The sequence below is a fragment of the Vibrio halioticoli NBRC 102217 genome, assembly GCF_000496695.1.
Classification (GTDB): domain Bacteria; phylum Pseudomonadota; class Gammaproteobacteria; order Enterobacterales; family Vibrionaceae; genus Vibrio; species Vibrio halioticoli.
Window position 1 is genome coordinate 1 of the sequence record NZ_BAUJ01000083.1, and the last position, 16991, is coordinate 16991.

Below are 16991 nucleotides of genomic sequence, written 5' to 3' on the forward strand. Positions count from 1 at the left end.
AGTGTGATTGGTATAAATTCGAAATAAAAAAACGGCCATCAGATGATGGCCGTTTTTTTTATGTTTTTTGTATTCGCAGAGACGATTACTTCAACATACCTTCGTTTGCGTTTTCACGGATGTGACGAAGAATGTTTTTAACGCCGCGAGCACTAGAGCCAACAATGTTGCCAGACTTCATGTAATCAGTACCGCCAGCAAAGTCAGTCAGAATCACGCCAGCTTCACGAGCGATAAGGTCGCCAGCTGCAAGATCCCAAGGCTTAAGACCAAGTTCAAAGTAACCGTCAACACGGTTAGCCGCAAGATAACATAGATCAAGAGCAGGAGAACCGGTGCGACGGAAATCAGCCACTTCGGTAAATAGAGAGCTCATGATTTTGAAGTAAGATTCAGAGTGTTGTTTTTGCTTGAATGGGAAGCCAGTAGCAAGCACAGTACCTTGAAGGTCTTTATGTTGTTTTACACGGATACGTGAGTTGTTTAGCTGAGCGCCAGCACCACGTTGCGCAGTGAATAGCTCGTTAAGCATTGGGTCATAAACACAAGCAACTTCTGTTTTACCATTGATGCGAACAGCAATAGATACAGCGAAGTGTGGGATACCCTTAACGAAGTTATTGGTGCCATCCAGTGGGTCAATGATCCATTGAACTGCGTCATCTTTACCAGTAGTCAAACCAGACTCTTCAGCAACAATGCTGTGGTCAGGGTAAGAAGACTTGATGGTATCGATAATCACATGTTCTGCGTCTTTATTGATGTTAGTCATGAAGTCATTTTCGCCTTTTAGCGAGACTTCAATCTTGTCAGCAGTTTCTAGAGATTTCGCAATATGATTGCCAGCTTTTCGCGCAGCGCGAATAGCGATATTTAGCATAGGATGCATAGTTATACCCAACGGATGTTAAAGAACGAAAGCGGTGCGGAGTATAAGCAAGTTCTTGGCAAAAGGGAAGTGGTTATTTTTTGTTCGTGTGTTTTTTTTGCGCCACTATGGGTATGTGATAACATGCTTCGGTTCTAATAAACAGAGGTAAGCTTGATGTTACAAAACGTCAAAGTGGTGTTGGTGGGAACCTCTCACCCAGGAAATATCGGCTCAGCAGCAAGAGCAATGAAAGTGATGGGACTCAAGCAACTGGTGTTGGTTGATCCTCAATGTGAAATAGACGATCAAACCATGGCGTTAGCCGCCGGTGCGGATGATGTGGTGAACAATGCGCAGATCTTTGCCACTATGCAAGAAGCTGTCGCAGACTGCGCCCTTGTTGTGGGGTCTAGTGCGCGTTCTCGTACCTTAAACTGGCCTATGCTAGAACCGCGTGAGTGTGGCGTTAAGTTTGTACAAGAAGGGACGCATTCACAAGTTGCATTAGTGTTTGGTCGTGAAAGAACAGGTCTTACTAACGATGAATTACAACTTTGCCAATACCATGTCGCAATCCCAGCTAACCCTGAGTACAGCTCATTAAATTTAGCAATGGCGGTGCAAACCCTTTGTTATGAAGTGCGTATGGCCTTTCTTGAAAGTGACAAAGCTCAGTACCCAGAGAGTGAGCCAGCTGTTTATTCACGACACAATGAACTAGAAATGTTCTATCAGCACCTTGAAAATGTGCTTGTTGATACCCAGTTTATTGAAGAGGATAAACCAAATCAGGTGATGAGTAAGCTGAGAAGGCTATTTAGTCGTGCTCGTCCTGAAGCCCAAGAAATCAACATTTTACGTGGCGTACTGACCGCAGTACAAAAAGAAATAGCGCACAAAAAATAACCGCATTATGTTTAGGGATAAATACTTGAGTAAATTGGTCAAATAAATACTTGACCGTTTTTGTCGGGTATGGGAGACTTTCCCTATCAAACGTAATCGGAAAGAGTGTGATATGAAGCTTACATCGAAAGGAAGATATGCCGTAACCGCCATGCTTGATGTAGCATTGCATTCTCAGTGTGGCCCAGTACCACTGGCCGATATATCGGAGCGCCAAGGTATATCTCTCTCTTATTTGGAGCAGTTGTTTTCAAAGTTGCGTAAAGCAGGTTTAGTGGCAAGTGTTCGAGGTCCTGGTGGCGGTTATAACTTGGGCAAAGAAGCGCAATTTATCGCTATTGGCACTATTATCTCAGCGGTTGATGAGTCTGTAGAAGCGACTCGTTGTAACGGTAAAGCTAGTTGTCAGGGAGGCGTTCGTTGTCTTACTCATACCCTGTGGCGAGATTTGAGTTCTCGAATTAGCGATTTTTTAAACAACATCACCTTAGGTGAGTTGATGCAAGATAATGAAGTTCTAGAAATTTCAGGTCGTCAAGACATGGATTTAGCGTCAAATCATGGATTTAGCTCTAGATCAATTGCAGAAGCAATCGGCATCAATGTCCGCTCATAGAGCAAACAGTTTTACTTGGAGTAAATAATGAAACTGCCAATTTATTTAGACTACTCAGCAACTTGCCCAGTCGATGAACGTGTTGCGAAGAAGATGTTTCAACATATGACGATGGATGGCAACTTCGGTAACCCAGCCTCTCGTTCACACCGTTATGGATGGCAAGCAGAAGAAGCAGTCGACACGGCGCGTGAGAATATCGCAGATTTATTGAATGCAGATCCTCGTGAGATCGTATTTACATCCGGTGCAACAGAGTCTGATAACCTTGCGATTAAAGGTGCTGCGCATTTCTATTCAAAGAAAGGCAAGCACGTTATTACTTGTAAAACAGAACATAAAGCGGTTTTAGATCCATGCCGCCAATTAGAGCGTGAAGGCTTTGAGGTAACTTACCTACAGCCAGAACCTAATGGCCTAATTGACCTGAACAAGCTGCAAGACGCAATTCGCGAAGACACCATTCTTGTTTCTATCATGCATGTAAACAACGAAATCGGCGTTATTCAAGACATCACTTCAATTGGTGAAATGTGTCGCGAACGCAAAATTACTTTCCATGTAGATGCCGCGCAATCAGCGGGTAAACTACCTATCGACGTTCAAGAAATGAAAGTGGATCTTATCTCTCTTTCTGCACATAAAGTCTACGGTCCGAAAGGGATTGGCGCACTTTATGTTCGTCGTAAACCACGTATTCGCCTAGAAGCACAAATGCACGGTGGCGGTCATGAGCGTGGTTTCCGTTCTGGCACATTACCGACTCATCAAATTGTGGGTATGGGTGAAGCATTCCGTATTGCTAAGTTAGAAATGGAACAAGATTACCAACACGCACTGGCGCTACGTAACCGTTTGATGGATAAAATCAAAGGTCTTGAAGCCGTGACTGTGAATGGTGATTTTGAGCAACGTGTACCAAACAACTTGAACGTAAGCTTTGCTTTTGTTGAAGGTGAGTCTCTGCTTATGTCATTAAAAGACTTAGCGGTTTCTTCAGGTTCGGCATGTACTTCGGCAAGCCTTGAACCTTCATACGTACTTCGTGCTTTAGGTTTAAATGATGAACTTGCACACAGTTCAGTACGCTTCTCCTTTGGTCGTTATACCACTGAAGAAGAAATCGACCACGCTGCTGAGCAAATTTGCACAGCGGTAACTAAATTACGCGACATATCTCCACTTTGGGATATGTACAAGGAAGGCATTGATTTGGACACTGTAGAGTGGGCACATCACTAATTCCAAGGAAGTAGAGGATTAGAGGACAATATTATGGCTTACAGTGAAAAAGTAATTGACCACTACGAAAACCCACGCAACGTTGGTTCTTTTGATAAAGAAGATCCAAACGTAGGTAGCGGTATGGTAGGTGCACCCGCGTGTGGTGACGTAATGAAACTGCAGATCAAAGTGACCCCAGAGGGCATTATTGAAGATGCAAAATTTAAAACTTACGGTTGTGGTAGTGCCATTGCTTCAAGTTCACTTGTAACTGAGTGGGTAAAAGGCAAAACGGTAGACGAAGCAGCTGCAATTAAAAACTCTGAAATTGCTGACGAGTTAGAACTGCCACCGGTTAAGGTGCACTGTTCTATTCTTGCCGAAGATGCTATTAAAGCAGCGGTATCAGATTATAAGAAAAAACATCAAGAGTAATAACTAGAGGGGGAGCTCCCCCTCATTGGCAATAAAGGTTGTAGTATGGCCATCACAATGACAGAAACCGCGGCAGAACGCGTTAGAGCTTTTCTAGACAGTCGAGGTAAAGGTTTCGGCTTACGTTTAGGTATAAAGACTACCGGCTGTTCAGGTATGGCGTATGTGCTTGAATTCGTAGATGAAGTAAACGAAGAAGACAGTGTTTTCGAGCATGACGGTGTGAAAGTTGTAATCGATGCCAAGAGCCTTGTATACCTTGATGGTACAGAGTTAGATTACGTAAAAGAAGGTCTTAACGAAGGATTTGAATTTAACAATCCAAACGCTAAGAGTGAATGTGGTTGTGGCGAGAGCTTCAACGTTTAACTAGCGAGTTAAGGCTTGGGCTCGTCATCAGATGGGCCCTCTCTCTTTAAGATATCGAGAGTTTCATTATGAACCACTTCGAACTATTTGGGCTACCGACACAATTTACAGTGGATGGTGGCCTTCTTTCTTCTCAATTTAGAGAATTACAGCGTCGTTTTCATCCTGATAAATTTGCTACCGCTTCCGAACGAGATCGACTCATGGCCGTTCAGAAAGCAGCGACCATCAATGACGCTTATCAAACCCTTAAAAGTCCCATCTCTCGCGCAGAATATATCTTGGCCGAAAACCAGCATGATATTCGTGCCGAACAACAAACCATGCAAGACCCTCTATTTTTAATGCAACAGATGGAATTAAGGGAAGAGCTTGAAGAGATCGGTGACAGTGATAGCGCGGAAGACCGGTTGTTTGATTTTGCAGAGAAAGTCTCCAAAATGCACAAACAGCAATTACAAGTTGTTGAGCAGCAATTGAATAATGAAGATTGGATTGCAGCTGCAGACAGCGTAAGAAAGCTTAAGTTTATCGCTAAATTATTAGTAGAAATTGAACGATTAGAAGAAAGACTACTCGGTTAGTCGTACAAATTATAGGAATGTCATGCCATTACTTCAGATAGCAGAGCCGGGCCAAAGTTCTGCACCACACGAACACAAGCTTGCGGCAGGTATTGACCTTGGTACCACCAATTCACTGGTAGCTTCAATGCGCAGTGGCCAAGCTAGCCCGTTATTAGACTCTGAAGGTCGCGCTATATTGCCTTCAGCGGTGCATTATCAAACTGACAGTGTCAGTGTTGGATATTCAGCTATTGATGCTGCAGAAAGTGACCCGCAAAACACCATTATTTCAGTGAAGCGCCTTCTTGGTCGCTCTGTGGCTGATATCAAGCAGCGCTACCCTAATTTACCGTATTCAATTGTGGATAGTGAGAATGGTTTACCAATCTTACAAACCAACAGCGGTAATAAAAATCCTATAGAAGTATCGGCTGATATTCTACGTGCCTTAGGCCAACGCGCCGAGAAAACGTTAGGTGGCGATTTAACCGGTGTAGTTATTACCGTTCCTGCTTACTTTGATGACGCGCAGCGTGCAGGCACTAAAGATGCCGCCAAACTAGCAGGCTTAAATGTCTTGCGTCTACTTAATGAACCTACGGCTGCGGCTATTGCTTACGGCTTAGATTCCGCCCAAGAAGGTGTGATTGCAGTTTATGATTTAGGTGGCGGTACCTTTGATATTTCTATCTTACGCTTATCTAAAGGCGTATTTGAAGTGCTGTCTACTGGCGGTGATTCTGCGCTAGGTGGGGATGACTTTGATCATCTTCTTGCCGAGTACATTCAAAATGAAATGGGATTAGATGCGCCAACCGCTGAACAAAACCGTATTTTGCTCAATGCTGCGGCTCGCACCAAAATTGCACTGTCGGATAATGAACAAACCCAAGTCTCGGTACTTGATTGGCAAGGCGTGATCAGCCGAGAAACTTTCGACGATCTGATTCGTTCGCTAGTGAAGAAAACATTGATGTCTTGTCGCCGTGCGATTAAAGACGCCGAAGTCAGCAAAGATGAAGTGCTTGAAGTGGTAATGGTCGGCGGTTCAACTCGCACCCCTTTAGTGCGTTCAATGGTAGGTGAGTTTTTCGATAAGCAGCCATTAACCAACATTAACCCAGACGAAGTGGTCGCAATTGGCGCAGCCATTCAAGCGGATATTTTAGCGGGCAATAAACCTGACTCGGACATGCTGTTACTTGATGTGATTCCACTTTCTCTTGGCATTGAAACCATGGGTGGCTTAGTGGAAAAAATCATTCCGCGTAACACCACTATTCCGGTTGCTAGAGCACAAGAATTTACTACATTCAAAGATGGGCAAACGGCTATGACAGTGCACACCGTACAAGGTGAGCGCGAGATGGTTGATGATTGTCGCTCGTTAGCTAAGTTTGCCTTAAAAGGTATCCCAGCAATGGCCGCAGGTGCCGCGCATATTCGTGTCACTTATCAAGTGGATGCAGATGGCTTATTGTCTGTTACTGCAATGGAAAAAAGCACCGGTGTTCAATCAGAGATCCAAGTTAAGCCTTCTTATGGCTTGAGCGATACTGAAGTGACTAACATGCTGAAAGATTCAATGGCGTTTGCCAAAGAAGATATGCACGCTAGAGCGTTAGCTGAGCAGCGCGTAGAAGCGGATCGTGTTATTGAAGGTCTAATTGCAGCACTGCAAGCAGACGGCGATGAGTTATTGAGTGAGCAAGAGCGCACCCAACTGCTTAGCGTAATTGAAGATTTGATCGCATTGCGTAATAGTGACAACGCCGATGCAATTGAAGATGGAATTAAGAAGACGGATAAAGCAAGCCAAGAGTTTGCGTCTCGTCGTATGGATAAATCGATTCGCCAGGCGTTATCTGGCCAGTCAGTAGATGATATATAGAGATAAAGTACTATGCCTAAGATTGTAGTTTTACCCCATGATGATCTCTGTCCAGAAGGCGCTGTTTTTGAGGCTAATTCAGGTGAGACAGTATTAGATGTAGCTTTGAAAAATGGCATCGGCATCGAGCATGCTTGTGAGAAGTCTTGCGCTTGCACCACATGTCATGTGATTGTACGTGAAGGTTTTGATTCTCTTGAAGAGAGTGAAGAGCTAGAAGACGATATGTTAGATAAAGCGTGGGGCCTTGAGCCAGAGTCTCGCTTAGGTTGCCAAGCCGTGGTTGCGGATGAAGACCTTGTGGTTGAGATCCCTCGTTATACATTAAATCACGCTTCAGAAGATCATTAATCAATTGTCATAAATAAAGGAGTGCGACATGAAATGGACAGACAGTCGTGATATTGCCATTGAGTTAGTCGAACAGTTTCCTGAAATGGATCCTAAAACGGTACGCTTTACCGACTTACATCAATGGATATTAGATCTAGAAGAGTTTGATGATGAACCAAATCATTCGAATGAAAAAATTCTAGAAGCCATCATCCTTTGCTGGCTAGATGAAGCAGATTAACGGTCTACTTAACATTTATTTAATAAAAATCGGGCCTTTGCGCCCGATTTTTATGTTTTTGGCATTGAGCCTAGGCATAATAGGCTCCATAAGTAAGTTATCAGGCAGGGCTTGCTAGGAAGGGGATCTTACTTTTCATGGCATAGCAGAGTTTCCTCTGTCAGAGGAACTAGGATTCCTGTATCTTGAAAATATATAAGTAAAATATAGGGCAAGGAGAGGTCATGTCGACAGCAATGCAAGTATCATTATCTACAGATAAAGCAGCACCTCAATGGGGCGAAAACGCCGTTCTTTCTCACACAGAGCAAGGTTGCTTAGTCCATATTGGCCAAACTCTTGATTACAGCGCAATTCAAAAAGCAGCGCGTAAATTAGATGGGCAAGGTATTAAAGAAGTCAGCTTAGTAGGCGAGCTTTGGGATCTAGAAACTATCTGGTCTTTTGCACAAAGTTTCCGTAATCCAAAACGTAACAACACACTAGAGTGGCAACCACTGGCTGAAGCGGATGAAAAAGAGCTTCAAGACCGCATTAAAGTAGCTAACTGGACTCGTGACATCATCAACAAGAGTGCAGAAGAAGTTGCACCTCGTCAGCTTGCAACTATGGCTGGTGAACTGATTAAATCAGTAGCCGAAGAAGGTCAGGTAACTTACCGCATTGTTAAAGATAAAGATCTACTAACAGGCGGTTGGGAAGGTATTTACGCAGTAGGACGCGGCTCTGCGCGCACCTCAGCAATGCTACAACTGGACTTTAACCCTACGGGTAACCCTGACGCTCCTGTAATGGCGTGTCTAGTGGGTAAAGGCATCACTTTTGATTCTGGTGGTTACAGCTTAAAACCTTCTCAATTCATGACCGCAATGAAGTCTGATATGGGCGGCGCGGCAACTATCACCGGTGGCCTAGCATTAGCGATTCTTCGCGCCTTAAACAAACGCGTGAAATTGATCCTGTGTTGTGCGGAGAACATGATCTCTGGACGTGCAATTAAACTAGGTGATGTCATCACCTATAAAAATGGCAAAACAGTAGAAGTGATGAACACCGATGCTGAAGGGCGTCTAGTGTTGGCTGATGGCCTTATCTACGCCAGCGAACAGCACCCTGAATTGATCATTGATTGCGCGACATTAACTGGCGCGGCAAAAAATGCATTAGGTAATGATTTCCACGCACTGCTTAGCTTTGACAACGCACTATCGGAGCAAGCATTAGCTTGCGCAGCAGAAGAAAAAGAAGGTCTATGGCCTCTACCTTTGGCTGATTTCCATCGTGGTATGTTGCCGTCTAACTTTGCGGATCTTTCCAATATCAGTAGCGGTGACTATTCTCCGGGCGCATCAACAGCGGCGGCGTTCTTATCCTACTTTGTTGAAGATTACAAAACAGGTTGGTTGCACTTTGATTGTGCCGGGGCATATCGCAAGTCTGCCTCAGACAAGTGGGCTGCTGGAGGTACAGGAATGGGTATTCGTACACTAGCAAACCTTCTAAACAATCAATAATTAGAAATTAAGGTCCCTTTGGGGCCTTTTTTTATAGAAACAAAACAACTGTCTTAGACGGTTCAAGAGCTATAAGGAATATAAATGGCCATTGAAAGAACATTTTCTATCGTGAAACCGGATGCGGTAAAACGCAATATCATCGGAACTATTTATCAGCGAATTGAACAAGCAGGTCTACGTATTGTAGCCGCAAAAATGCTACATCTAACCGATGAGCAGGCGGGTGGATTTTATGCCGAACATGCTGAAAAGGAATTCTTTTCGGAGCTTAAAGAGTTTATGACCTCTGGCCCTATTATGGTGCAAGTGCTTGAAGGCGAAGACGCAATTGCTCGTTATCGTGAGTTGATGGGCAAAACTAACCCTGAGCAAGCCGCTTGTGGCACTATTCGTGCTGACCATGCGCTTAGCATGCGTTACAACTCGGTACACGGCTCAGATAGCCCAATTTCTGCAGCTCGTGAAATTGAGTTTTTCTTCCCTGCTTCAGAAATCCATCCAAGAACCTAAAGCTAAAACAGCGACTAGGCCCTAGTTTATTAGGGTCTAGCCTTTAAAACTCCATTCTTCGCTTTCTTCTACTTCGCTCACATAATTGTTGTTGCGGTTGCACAAACACTGTACAATCTGCGCCCCGAGATTTGATGTTCGTTGTTGAGAGGCTCCATGACTAAAGCTAAAGTTAATCTGCTTGATTTTGATCGCCAAGGACTCCGTCAGTACTTCGCTGATGAGTTAGGTGAAAAAGCATTCCGCGCAGAGCAGGTAATGAAGTGGATATACCACTTTGGTTATGATGACTTTGAGAAAATGACCAACTTAAATAAGAAGTTGCGTGAAAAATTGCAACGTCTTACTGAGATCCGTGCTCCGCAGGTGTCTGATGCGCAATACTCTAGCGATGGCACCATCAAATGGGCTATGCGCGTAGGCGATCAAGACGTAGAGACGGTCTATATCCCTGATGGCGATAGAGCCACCTTGTGTGTTTCTTCTCAAGTAGGCTGTGCACTAGAATGTAAATTCTGTTCAACGGGTCAGCAAGGCTTCAACCGTAACTTACGCGTATCTGAGATTGCCGGTCAAATTTGGCGTGCTGCACGTGAAATTGGTATCGAAAAAGAGACAGGCCGTCGCCCTATTACCAACGTGGTAATGATGGGCATGGGTGAACCATTACTGAATATGAATAACCTGATGCCATCATTGAACATCATGTTAGATGATTTAGGCTTTGGCTTATCTAAGCGTCGCGTCACTGTGTCTACTTCTGGTGTGGTTTCTGGTCTTGACCAAATGACAGGTAATATCGATGTAGCACTAGCGATCTCATTGCACGCCCCAACCAACGAATTACGTAGCCAGATCATGCCAATTAATGATCGTTGGAATATTGAAGAATTCTTAGAGTCGGTACGTCGTTATATTGCAACTTCAAATGCGAACCGTGGCAAAGTGACCGTTGAGTATATCTTGTTGGATCATGTGAATGATGACATGGAGCATGCGAGACAACTCGCAGAATTGCTAAAAGACACCCCAGCAAAGATCAATTTAATACCTTTTAACCCATATCCTGGTTCACCTTATAAGAAGCCAAGTAATTCACGCATTGATCGTTTCATGAAAACCTTGATGCAATACGATTACACGGTAACTGTACGTAAGACTCGTGGCGATGATATTGATGCGGCATGTGGTCAATTAGTCGGTGATGTTATTGACCGAACTAAGCGTACTCAGCGAAACACTGGGGAAGCCATTCCTGTTAAAACTCTATAACAGATATTAAACCAGTTGATTACATGGCGTGAGGTTCCCCGATAATACTTGCCGGGGAACCTTATGTTTAAAGGATTGGTCACACTTTTTTTACTCAGTCTTACTTTCGGTTGTGTTACAGTTGATAGCGAGGCTGGAACCGCGAAATTTAACCCCCTCAAAGCTGCGGATGCTCGTATAGAGCTGGGTATAAACTACCTTGCCCTTGGGTACAATGTCAGAGCAAAGCAAAATCTTGACTTAGCATACCGTTATGCGCCCAATTATGTACGCGCTTCCTCTGCAATAGCCTATTATTACCAGCAAGTATCAGAGCCTAATGTTGCTGATATTTGGTACCAAAAAGCATTAGCCCAATCACCGTATGACGGTACTGTGCTAAATGATTACGGCGTATTCTTATGCCGACAGAAAAAATACAGATCCGCTCAGAAGCAGTTTAAGCAAGCGATAAAACAGACCCGTTATGAGTATGTTGCTGCAAGCTACGAAAATGCAGGTATCTGTGCAATAATGCAGGGCGATTTTAGGCTGGCTGAAACTTATTTTCATAAGTCTTTAGAGTATGAGCCATCACGCTTCCGAAGTCATATTGAGTTGGCCAAATTGTCGATTCACTTCGGCGCATTTAGCGAAGCTCGACAAAGATTGCAAACTATTCACTCAAGGTTTGGTCCAAGAGTAGAAGTGCAACAATTACAAGATGAACTTGATCGCAAATCATCTATGAATTATTGATGGTCGATCCTTAATTTAACTTCCTAATTAGAATGAAGTAATCAAAATAATGAACAAAGACTCAAACAACGTAGAAGAACAGCATTCTGATTCAACCGATGGCGATACGAACACAGCTATGATTGGTGATATTTTACGTGCCAAGCGAGAATCTTTAGGAATCAGCCAAAAAGAGATCGCAGATCGCTTACGGTTGAGATTAGCCATTATACAAGGCATTGAAAGTAACGACTTTCAAGAAGGACAAGTGCATACATTTACCCGTGGATACGTTCGTTCGTATGCGCGCGCGGTGGGTGCTGATGAAAAAGCCATTGTTGAATTACTTGATAGCTCTTTGTTAGTTCAGCCTCATGAAGACAGCATGCAGAGCTTTTCTCAACAGACCAAGAAAAAGAAGCATGATAATAATATTATGAAGCTCACTTGGGGTATTTTTACTATCATCATAGGTATCTCAGCGGTTTGGTGGTGGCAGAGCGAACAAAATACTGACGCTATTGTCAATGATCTTGCGACAACCGAAGTCAGCGCTCCCGTTGATGGCGAAGTTTCAGAGGCAAACGTTGCACCTGAATTAGTTGCCAATCCGCAGCCTGCAAATGAAGAAACAGCGTTAGCAAGTGACAGCGACGCAGGTACTCAAGCGGCGACGAATACAGAAAAAGATACCGTGCTGGTGGCGACAGTGCCAAAGCATGAATCAACCACTGAGACTGCCGCAAAAGCAATTGAGAATGCGCCTAAAATTGCGATGAGCTTTACTGCTGATTGTTGGATCCAAATCCAAGATGTCCGTGGTAAGACTCTATGGACTGGCGTAAAAAAAGAAGGACAGAAACTTGAGTTGGACGGTGAAGGTCCTTTCAAATTCGTACTTGGCGCCCCAGAGGTAGTTTCACTTTCAATTTCGGGTGAACCTATCGACCTTTCTAGGTATACTGCGGGCAAAGTAGCACGTTTCACTGCAGAGTAATTATGCATCAAGAATCTCCAATAAAACGTCGCCCTTCGACAAGAATCTATGTCGGCGGCGTACCCATTGGCGATGGGGCTCCCATCGCTGTACAGTCGATGACGAACACCCGTACCACGGATGTTGCAGCCACGGTTGCGCAAATCAATGCCTTAGAAAAAGTAGGTGCTGATTTGGTGCGCGTTTCTGTTCCAACAATGGATGCCGCAGAAGCGTTTAAAATCATTAAGCAACAAGTCAAAGTCCCATTGATTGCGGACATTCATTTTGATTACCGAATCGCTCTAAAAGTGGCGGAATACGGGGTGGATTGCTTACGCATCAACCCAGGCAATATCGGTAATGAAAATCGAATTCGCTCAGTAGTCGATTGCGCACGAGATATGAATATCCCTATTCGTATAGGGGTAAATGGTGGTTCTTTAGAAAAAGAAATTCAAGAGAAGTATGGCGAGCCAACAGCCGAAGCGCTGGTTGAATCCGCTATGCGTCATGTGGATATTTTAGATCGTCTTAACTTTGATCAGTTTAAAGTGAGCGTAAAAGCATCAGATGTTTTTCTGGCGGTAGATTCTTATCGACTGCTTGCCACTAAGATAGATCAACCACTGCACTTAGGTATTACAGAAGCCGGTGGCGCACGCGCGGGATCGGTGAAATCAGCGGTTGGGTTAGGCATGCTTCTTTCTGAAGGCATCGGTGATACATTGCGTGTGTCACTGGCGGCCGATCCAGTTGAAGAAGTAAAAGTGGGTTTTGATATTCTTAAATCGCTACGCATTCGTTCTCGTGGCATTAACTTTATTGCTTGTCCTACATGTTCACGTCAAGAATTTGATGTGATCAATACGGTCAATACACTAGAGCAGCGACTAGAAGACATCATTACACCTATGGATGTGTCCATTATTGGTTGTGTAGTGAATGGTCCTGGTGAAGCTGAGGTCTCTCATATGGGGATCGCTGGTGGCAATAGAAAGAGTGCTTACTACCTTGATGGCAAACGCCAGAAAGAACGTTTTGATAACGACAATGTCATCGATCAGCTTGAGGCTAAGATCCGCGCTAAAGCGAGTCAATTAGATCCGCAAAATCGCATCGATGTGAATAACATTCAAAAATAAATGTTTCAGGGCGCACGCCCTGACAATATACGGTATTTAATAGTGGCAAAAACAATCCAAGCAATTCGAGGCATGAATGACTGCCTTCCTACTCAATCGCCTCTTTGGCAGAAATTAGAGTCGACAGTTAAACGTGTAGTCAGCGCATACGGTTACAATGAAGTGCGTATGCCAATCGTTGAAATGACCAACTTATTTAGTCGTGCTATCGGTGAAGTTACCGATGTGGTTGAAAAGGAAATGTACACCTTTGAAGACCGTAACGGCGATAGCCTATCACTGCGTCCAGAAGGTACAGCAGGTTGCGTACGCTCTGGTATCGAAAATGGTCTGCTATACAACCAAGAACAACGTTTATGGTACATGGGACCTATGTTCCGCCACGAGCGTCCACAAAAAGGCCGTTACCGTCAATTCCACCAATGTGGTGTGGAAGTATTTGGTATTGATGGCCCTGACGTTGATGCTGAATTGATCATGATGACGGCGCGTTTATGGCGAGAGCTAGGCATCGACAAACACGTTCGTTTAGAGCTGAACTCGATTGGTTCTCTAGAAGCGCGAGCGAATTACCGCACTGCATTGATTGAATATCTAGAACAGCATATTGATGTTTTAGATGATGACTGCAAACGTCGCATGTACACCAACCCATTGCGTGTATTGGACAGTAAAAATGCCGATGTTCAAGCTATTTTAGGTGAAGCTCCACGCCTTGCTGATTACTTAGACCCTGAATCTAAAGCACATTTTGCGGGTTTATGTGAACTTCTCGATGCGGCGGGTATCGAATATCAAGTTAATCAACGCTTAGTGCGTGGTTTAGATTACTATAACCGCACAGTATTCGAGTGGATCACTGAAAGCCTTGGCTCTCAGGGTACAGTATGTGGTGGCGGTCGCTACGACGGATTGGTTGAGCAGTTAGGTGGTAAACCAACTAAAGCAGTTGGCTTTGCTATGGGCTTAGAGCGTCTAGTATTGATGCTAGAAACGTTAGAGCTTGCTGATGTTCGTCGCTCTGTAGACGCTTATGTTGTGACAGCAGGCGAAGGCACTATGTTAGCGGGAATGAAACTTGCTGAAGAGTTGCGTGAGCAATTGCCAGAGCTGCGCGTTATGAATCACTTCGGCGGTGGCAATTTCAAAAAACAATTTAAACGAGCTGACAAAGTCGGTGCAGCAGTCGCGCTAGTGCTGGGTGAGAACGAAGTGTCAGAGAATAATGTCGTAATCAAGGATCTCATCGGCGGTGAGCAAATCACTATCGCGCAAGCAGATCTGGTAAACAAACTAAAAGAATTCATTTAAGAGGATCCGTCGTGGAATTGTACGATAGCGAAGAACAACAAGTTGAAGCCATCAAGGATTGGTGGAGAGAAAACGGTAAAGCAGTCGTTCTAGGTGTAGTAATTGGCCTAGGTGGTTTATTTGGCTGGCGTTACTACCAAGATTCAATCATCACAGGCCAAGAAGGCGCAGCGGCTGAGTACGCTGAAACTATTCAAGCGCTAAACACCAAAGGTCTAGAGGCTTCTGATGACATTCAAGCCTTTATCAATACTCATTCTGACCGCGAATACGCAGTATTGGCTGCATTACAACTTGCACAAGCTCAAGTAGCTCAAGCGGACTACAAGTCTGCTTTGACTCAACTTGAGTGGGCAAAAGCCAATACTAAAGATGAAGCTCTGGCGCCTGTTATCGCTTTGCGTGCTGTACGTGTTAAAGCTGAACTAGGTGATTTGGATGCAGCGATTGCTGAACTAGACACGCTAAAAGCGGCTGGTTGGGAAGGTCGTATTGCTGAGCTAAAAGGCGATTTATTGCTTCGTAACGGTGATAGTGAAGGTGCATACACAGCGTATTCTGCAGCACAACAAGCCACAGATGCTAGCCAAACTATCCAGTTCAAACTTGATGATTTAGCCAAATAGGATCGCTTAGCATGCTAACTAACAAGTGGCTTCGTCGCATACTTCTCACTACATTTACGGTAGCGTTAGTCGGGTGTGCTAGCGAAGAAGACACCATTATAATGGCGCCAGTACCCGTTGTAGAAAGCCAATTTACGCCTTCTGTTGTTTGGTCAAATTCAGTGGGTGATGGTGTCGGACAGTACTTCTCTAAACTGACGCCAGCTTACGCGTATGACAAAGTGTTTGTGGCGAGTCGTGATGGAGATGTGGCAGCGTTTGATGCAACATCGGGTGATGAAGTTTGGTCAGTAGACTTAGAAAAAGACGTCCCAGCTCGTTTGGCTGGCGGCATCAAAGCTTCATACGGACAGCTGTTCATTGGTTCTGAGAATGGCGAAGTGATTTCGTTAGATGCAGCCACTGGTGAAGAGAAGTGGCGTGTAGAGGTGGATGGCGAAGTATTATCAGTGCCTGAAACTGACTCAAACCTTGTGCTTGTGCACACAACTCGCGGTGCACTAATCGCATTAGATGAAGAAACGGGTAACGAAAAGTGGACAGTCAGTACTGAGGTACCGACGCTCACTTTACGCGGAACCAGCTCTCCGGTTGCGGTTTCTGGTGGCGTGTTCTGGGGAACTTCCAATGGTCGTTTAGCGGCGGCATTGGTCGATCGTGGTCAAATGATTTGGCAACAACCGGTCGGTACGCCAAAAGGTGCCACCGAGATTGACCGCTTAGTTGACTCTGATGCTCAGCCACTCGTTATCGGTGGTATGTTATATACTATTGGTATCAACGGTCAGCTGATTGCCATCGATCTTCGTTCTGGCTCTGCGGCATGGAAACGCAATTATTCTTCTGCACAAAATATGGCGACCGATGGTCGTAATATTTACCTAGTGACAGATAAAGATCATATTGTTGCGGTCGATGCTCGCAGTGGTACTGAGCTTTGGGAAAACCGTCAACTTGAATATCGTTTGTTGACTGGACCTGCGGTTATCGATCGTAAATTAGTGCTTGGAGATAGCGAAGGTTATCTGTACTGGCTGGATCGTAATACTGGTGAGTTCATCTCTCAACAGATGGAAGATGATAGCGGATTTGCCGTCGCACCTATAGAGGTGGAAGATGGTTTTGTTATCACAACACGTAACGGTGACGTCAAGATGATGAAGATCAATTAGATCTCCAGACGTTCCCATAACGTGATATAATTCGCAATTGGCTCTTGACTGGAAACAGTTAAGAGCCGTTTTGTTATTAATTTTAGTGTAGTTATAGGTCATACCCATTCCGATAAATATGTGATCGTACTTGCCGATTACATCGATACCTACTGTTATGTAGTAAGGTGCAAACCATTGCTTGCTGTGCATCGATTGTTTGCTATGCATCGATTGTTTGCTATCGGGTTTGATGAACACTGACTTATCGGAATTGGTATAAGCATATATTTACCAATAATACCAATCACACT

The 16991-nt window shown here is 44.3% G+C and carries 19 protein-coding genes; 18 read left to right on the forward strand and 1 reads right to left on the reverse strand.

Annotation, left to right across the window (positions count from 1 at the left end):
• Positions 1 to 85 precede the first annotated feature (85 nt).
• Positions 86 to 889 carry an inositol-1-monophosphatase gene (suhB, locus tag VHA01S_RS17015; protein WP_023405580.1) on the reverse strand — a complete coding sequence of 268 codons (804 nt, stop codon included), beginning with the start codon at positions 887 to 889 and terminating at the stop codon, positions 86 to 88.
• A gap of 156 nt (positions 890 to 1045) precedes the next feature.
• Here suhB and trmJ point away from each other — a divergent pair, with 156 nt between their 5' ends.
• The 18 genes from trmJ (at position 1046) to bamB (ending at position 16698) form a co-directional block, all read left to right on the forward strand.
• A complete protein-coding gene (gene trmJ / locus VHA01S_RS17020) occupies positions 1046 to 1777 on the forward strand; it encodes a tRNA (cytosine(32)/uridine(32)-2'-O)-methyltransferase TrmJ (RefSeq protein WP_023405581.1) in 732 nt (243 codons plus the stop codon).
• A gap of 112 nt (positions 1778 to 1889) precedes the next feature.
• A complete protein-coding gene (gene iscR / locus VHA01S_RS17025) occupies positions 1890 to 2393 on the forward strand; it encodes a Fe-S cluster assembly transcriptional regulator IscR (protein WP_023405582.1) in 504 nt (167 codons plus the stop codon).
• A gap of 27 nt (positions 2394 to 2420) precedes the next feature.
• On the forward strand, positions 2421 to 3635 hold the full coding sequence (locus tag VHA01S_RS17030; RefSeq protein ID WP_023405583.1) for an IscS subfamily cysteine desulfurase: 1215 nt from the start codon (positions 2421 to 2423) through the stop codon (positions 3633 to 3635).
• Between the two features lie 33 nt (positions 3636 to 3668).
• Positions 3669 to 4052, forward strand: a complete 384-nt coding sequence (gene iscU, locus VHA01S_RS17035) for a Fe-S cluster assembly scaffold IscU (RefSeq protein ID WP_023405584.1) — start codon at positions 3669 to 3671, stop codon at positions 4050 to 4052.
• A gap of 45 nt (positions 4053 to 4097) precedes the next feature.
• Positions 4098 to 4421 carry an iron-sulfur cluster assembly protein IscA gene (gene iscA, locus VHA01S_RS17040; protein ID WP_023405585.1) on the forward strand — a complete coding sequence of 108 codons (324 nt, stop codon included), beginning with the start codon at positions 4098 to 4100 and terminating at the stop codon, positions 4419 to 4421.
• Positions 4422 to 4489: 68 nt separating this feature from the next.
• Complete coding sequence (gene hscB, locus VHA01S_RS17045; RefSeq protein WP_023405586.1) at positions 4490 to 5005, forward strand: co-chaperone HscB; 516 nt, start codon at positions 4490 to 4492, stop codon at positions 5003 to 5005.
• 22 nt (positions 5006 to 5027) lie between these two features.
• Positions 5028 to 6878, forward strand: a complete 1851-nt coding sequence (gene hscA, locus VHA01S_RS17050) for a Fe-S protein assembly chaperone HscA (RefSeq protein WP_023405587.1) — start codon at positions 5028 to 5030, stop codon at positions 6876 to 6878.
• 12 nt (positions 6879 to 6890) lie between these two features.
• Positions 6891 to 7229, forward strand: coding sequence for an ISC system 2Fe-2S type ferredoxin (gene fdx / locus VHA01S_RS17055; RefSeq protein WP_023405588.1), 339 nt, complete (start codon positions 6891 to 6893; stop codon positions 7227 to 7229).
• 28 nt (positions 7230 to 7257) lie between these two features.
• The gene (gene iscX / locus VHA01S_RS17060; protein ID WP_023405589.1) at positions 7258 to 7452 is read left to right on the forward strand and encodes a Fe-S cluster assembly protein IscX; all 195 of its coding nucleotides are present in this window, start codon (positions 7258 to 7260) and stop codon (positions 7450 to 7452) included.
• Positions 7453 to 7676: 224 nt separating this feature from the next.
• Positions 7677 to 8966, forward strand: coding sequence for an aminopeptidase PepB (gene pepB / locus VHA01S_RS17065; RefSeq protein ID WP_023405590.1), 1290 nt, complete (start codon positions 7677 to 7679; stop codon positions 8964 to 8966).
• Between the two features lie 84 nt (positions 8967 to 9050).
• A complete protein-coding gene (gene ndk / locus VHA01S_RS17070; protein ID WP_023405591.1) occupies positions 9051 to 9479 on the forward strand; it encodes a nucleoside-diphosphate kinase in 429 nt (142 codons plus the stop codon).
• Between the two features lie 156 nt (positions 9480 to 9635).
• On the forward strand, positions 9636 to 10751 hold the full coding sequence (gene rlmN, locus VHA01S_RS17075; RefSeq protein WP_023405592.1) for a dual-specificity RNA methyltransferase RlmN: 1116 nt from the start codon (positions 9636 to 9638) through the stop codon (positions 10749 to 10751).
• A 63-nt stretch (positions 10752 to 10814) separates the two neighbouring features.
• Positions 10815 to 11489, forward strand: coding sequence for a type IV pilus biogenesis/stability protein PilW (pilW, locus tag VHA01S_RS17080; RefSeq protein ID WP_023405593.1), 675 nt, complete (start codon positions 10815 to 10817; stop codon positions 11487 to 11489).
• 49 nt (positions 11490 to 11538) lie between these two features.
• Entirely contained in the window at positions 11539 to 12465 is a 927-nt protein-coding gene (locus tag VHA01S_RS17085) for a RodZ domain-containing protein (RefSeq protein ID WP_023405594.1), read from the forward strand.
• Positions 12466 to 12467: 2 nt separating this feature from the next.
• Positions 12468 to 13589, forward strand: a complete 1122-nt coding sequence (gene ispG, locus VHA01S_RS17090) for a flavodoxin-dependent (E)-4-hydroxy-3-methylbut-2-enyl-diphosphate synthase (RefSeq protein ID WP_023405595.1) — start codon at positions 12468 to 12470, stop codon at positions 13587 to 13589.
• A 42-nt stretch (positions 13590 to 13631) separates the two neighbouring features.
• Positions 13632 to 14900: a histidine--tRNA ligase gene (gene hisS / locus VHA01S_RS17095; protein WP_039971326.1), complete on the forward strand. Its 1269-nt coding sequence runs from the start codon at positions 13632 to 13634 to the stop codon at positions 14898 to 14900.
• An 11-nt stretch (positions 14901 to 14911) separates the two neighbouring features.
• Positions 14912 to 15526 carry a YfgM family protein gene (locus VHA01S_RS17100; protein ID WP_023405597.1) on the forward strand — a complete coding sequence of 205 codons (615 nt, stop codon included), beginning with the start codon at positions 14912 to 14914 and terminating at the stop codon, positions 15524 to 15526.
• An 11-nt stretch (positions 15527 to 15537) separates the two neighbouring features.
• Positions 15538 to 16698, forward strand: a complete 1161-nt coding sequence (gene bamB, locus VHA01S_RS17105; protein ID WP_023405598.1) for an outer membrane protein assembly factor BamB — start codon at positions 15538 to 15540, stop codon at positions 16696 to 16698.
• The last annotated feature ends 293 nt before the right edge of the window (positions 16699 to 16991 follow it).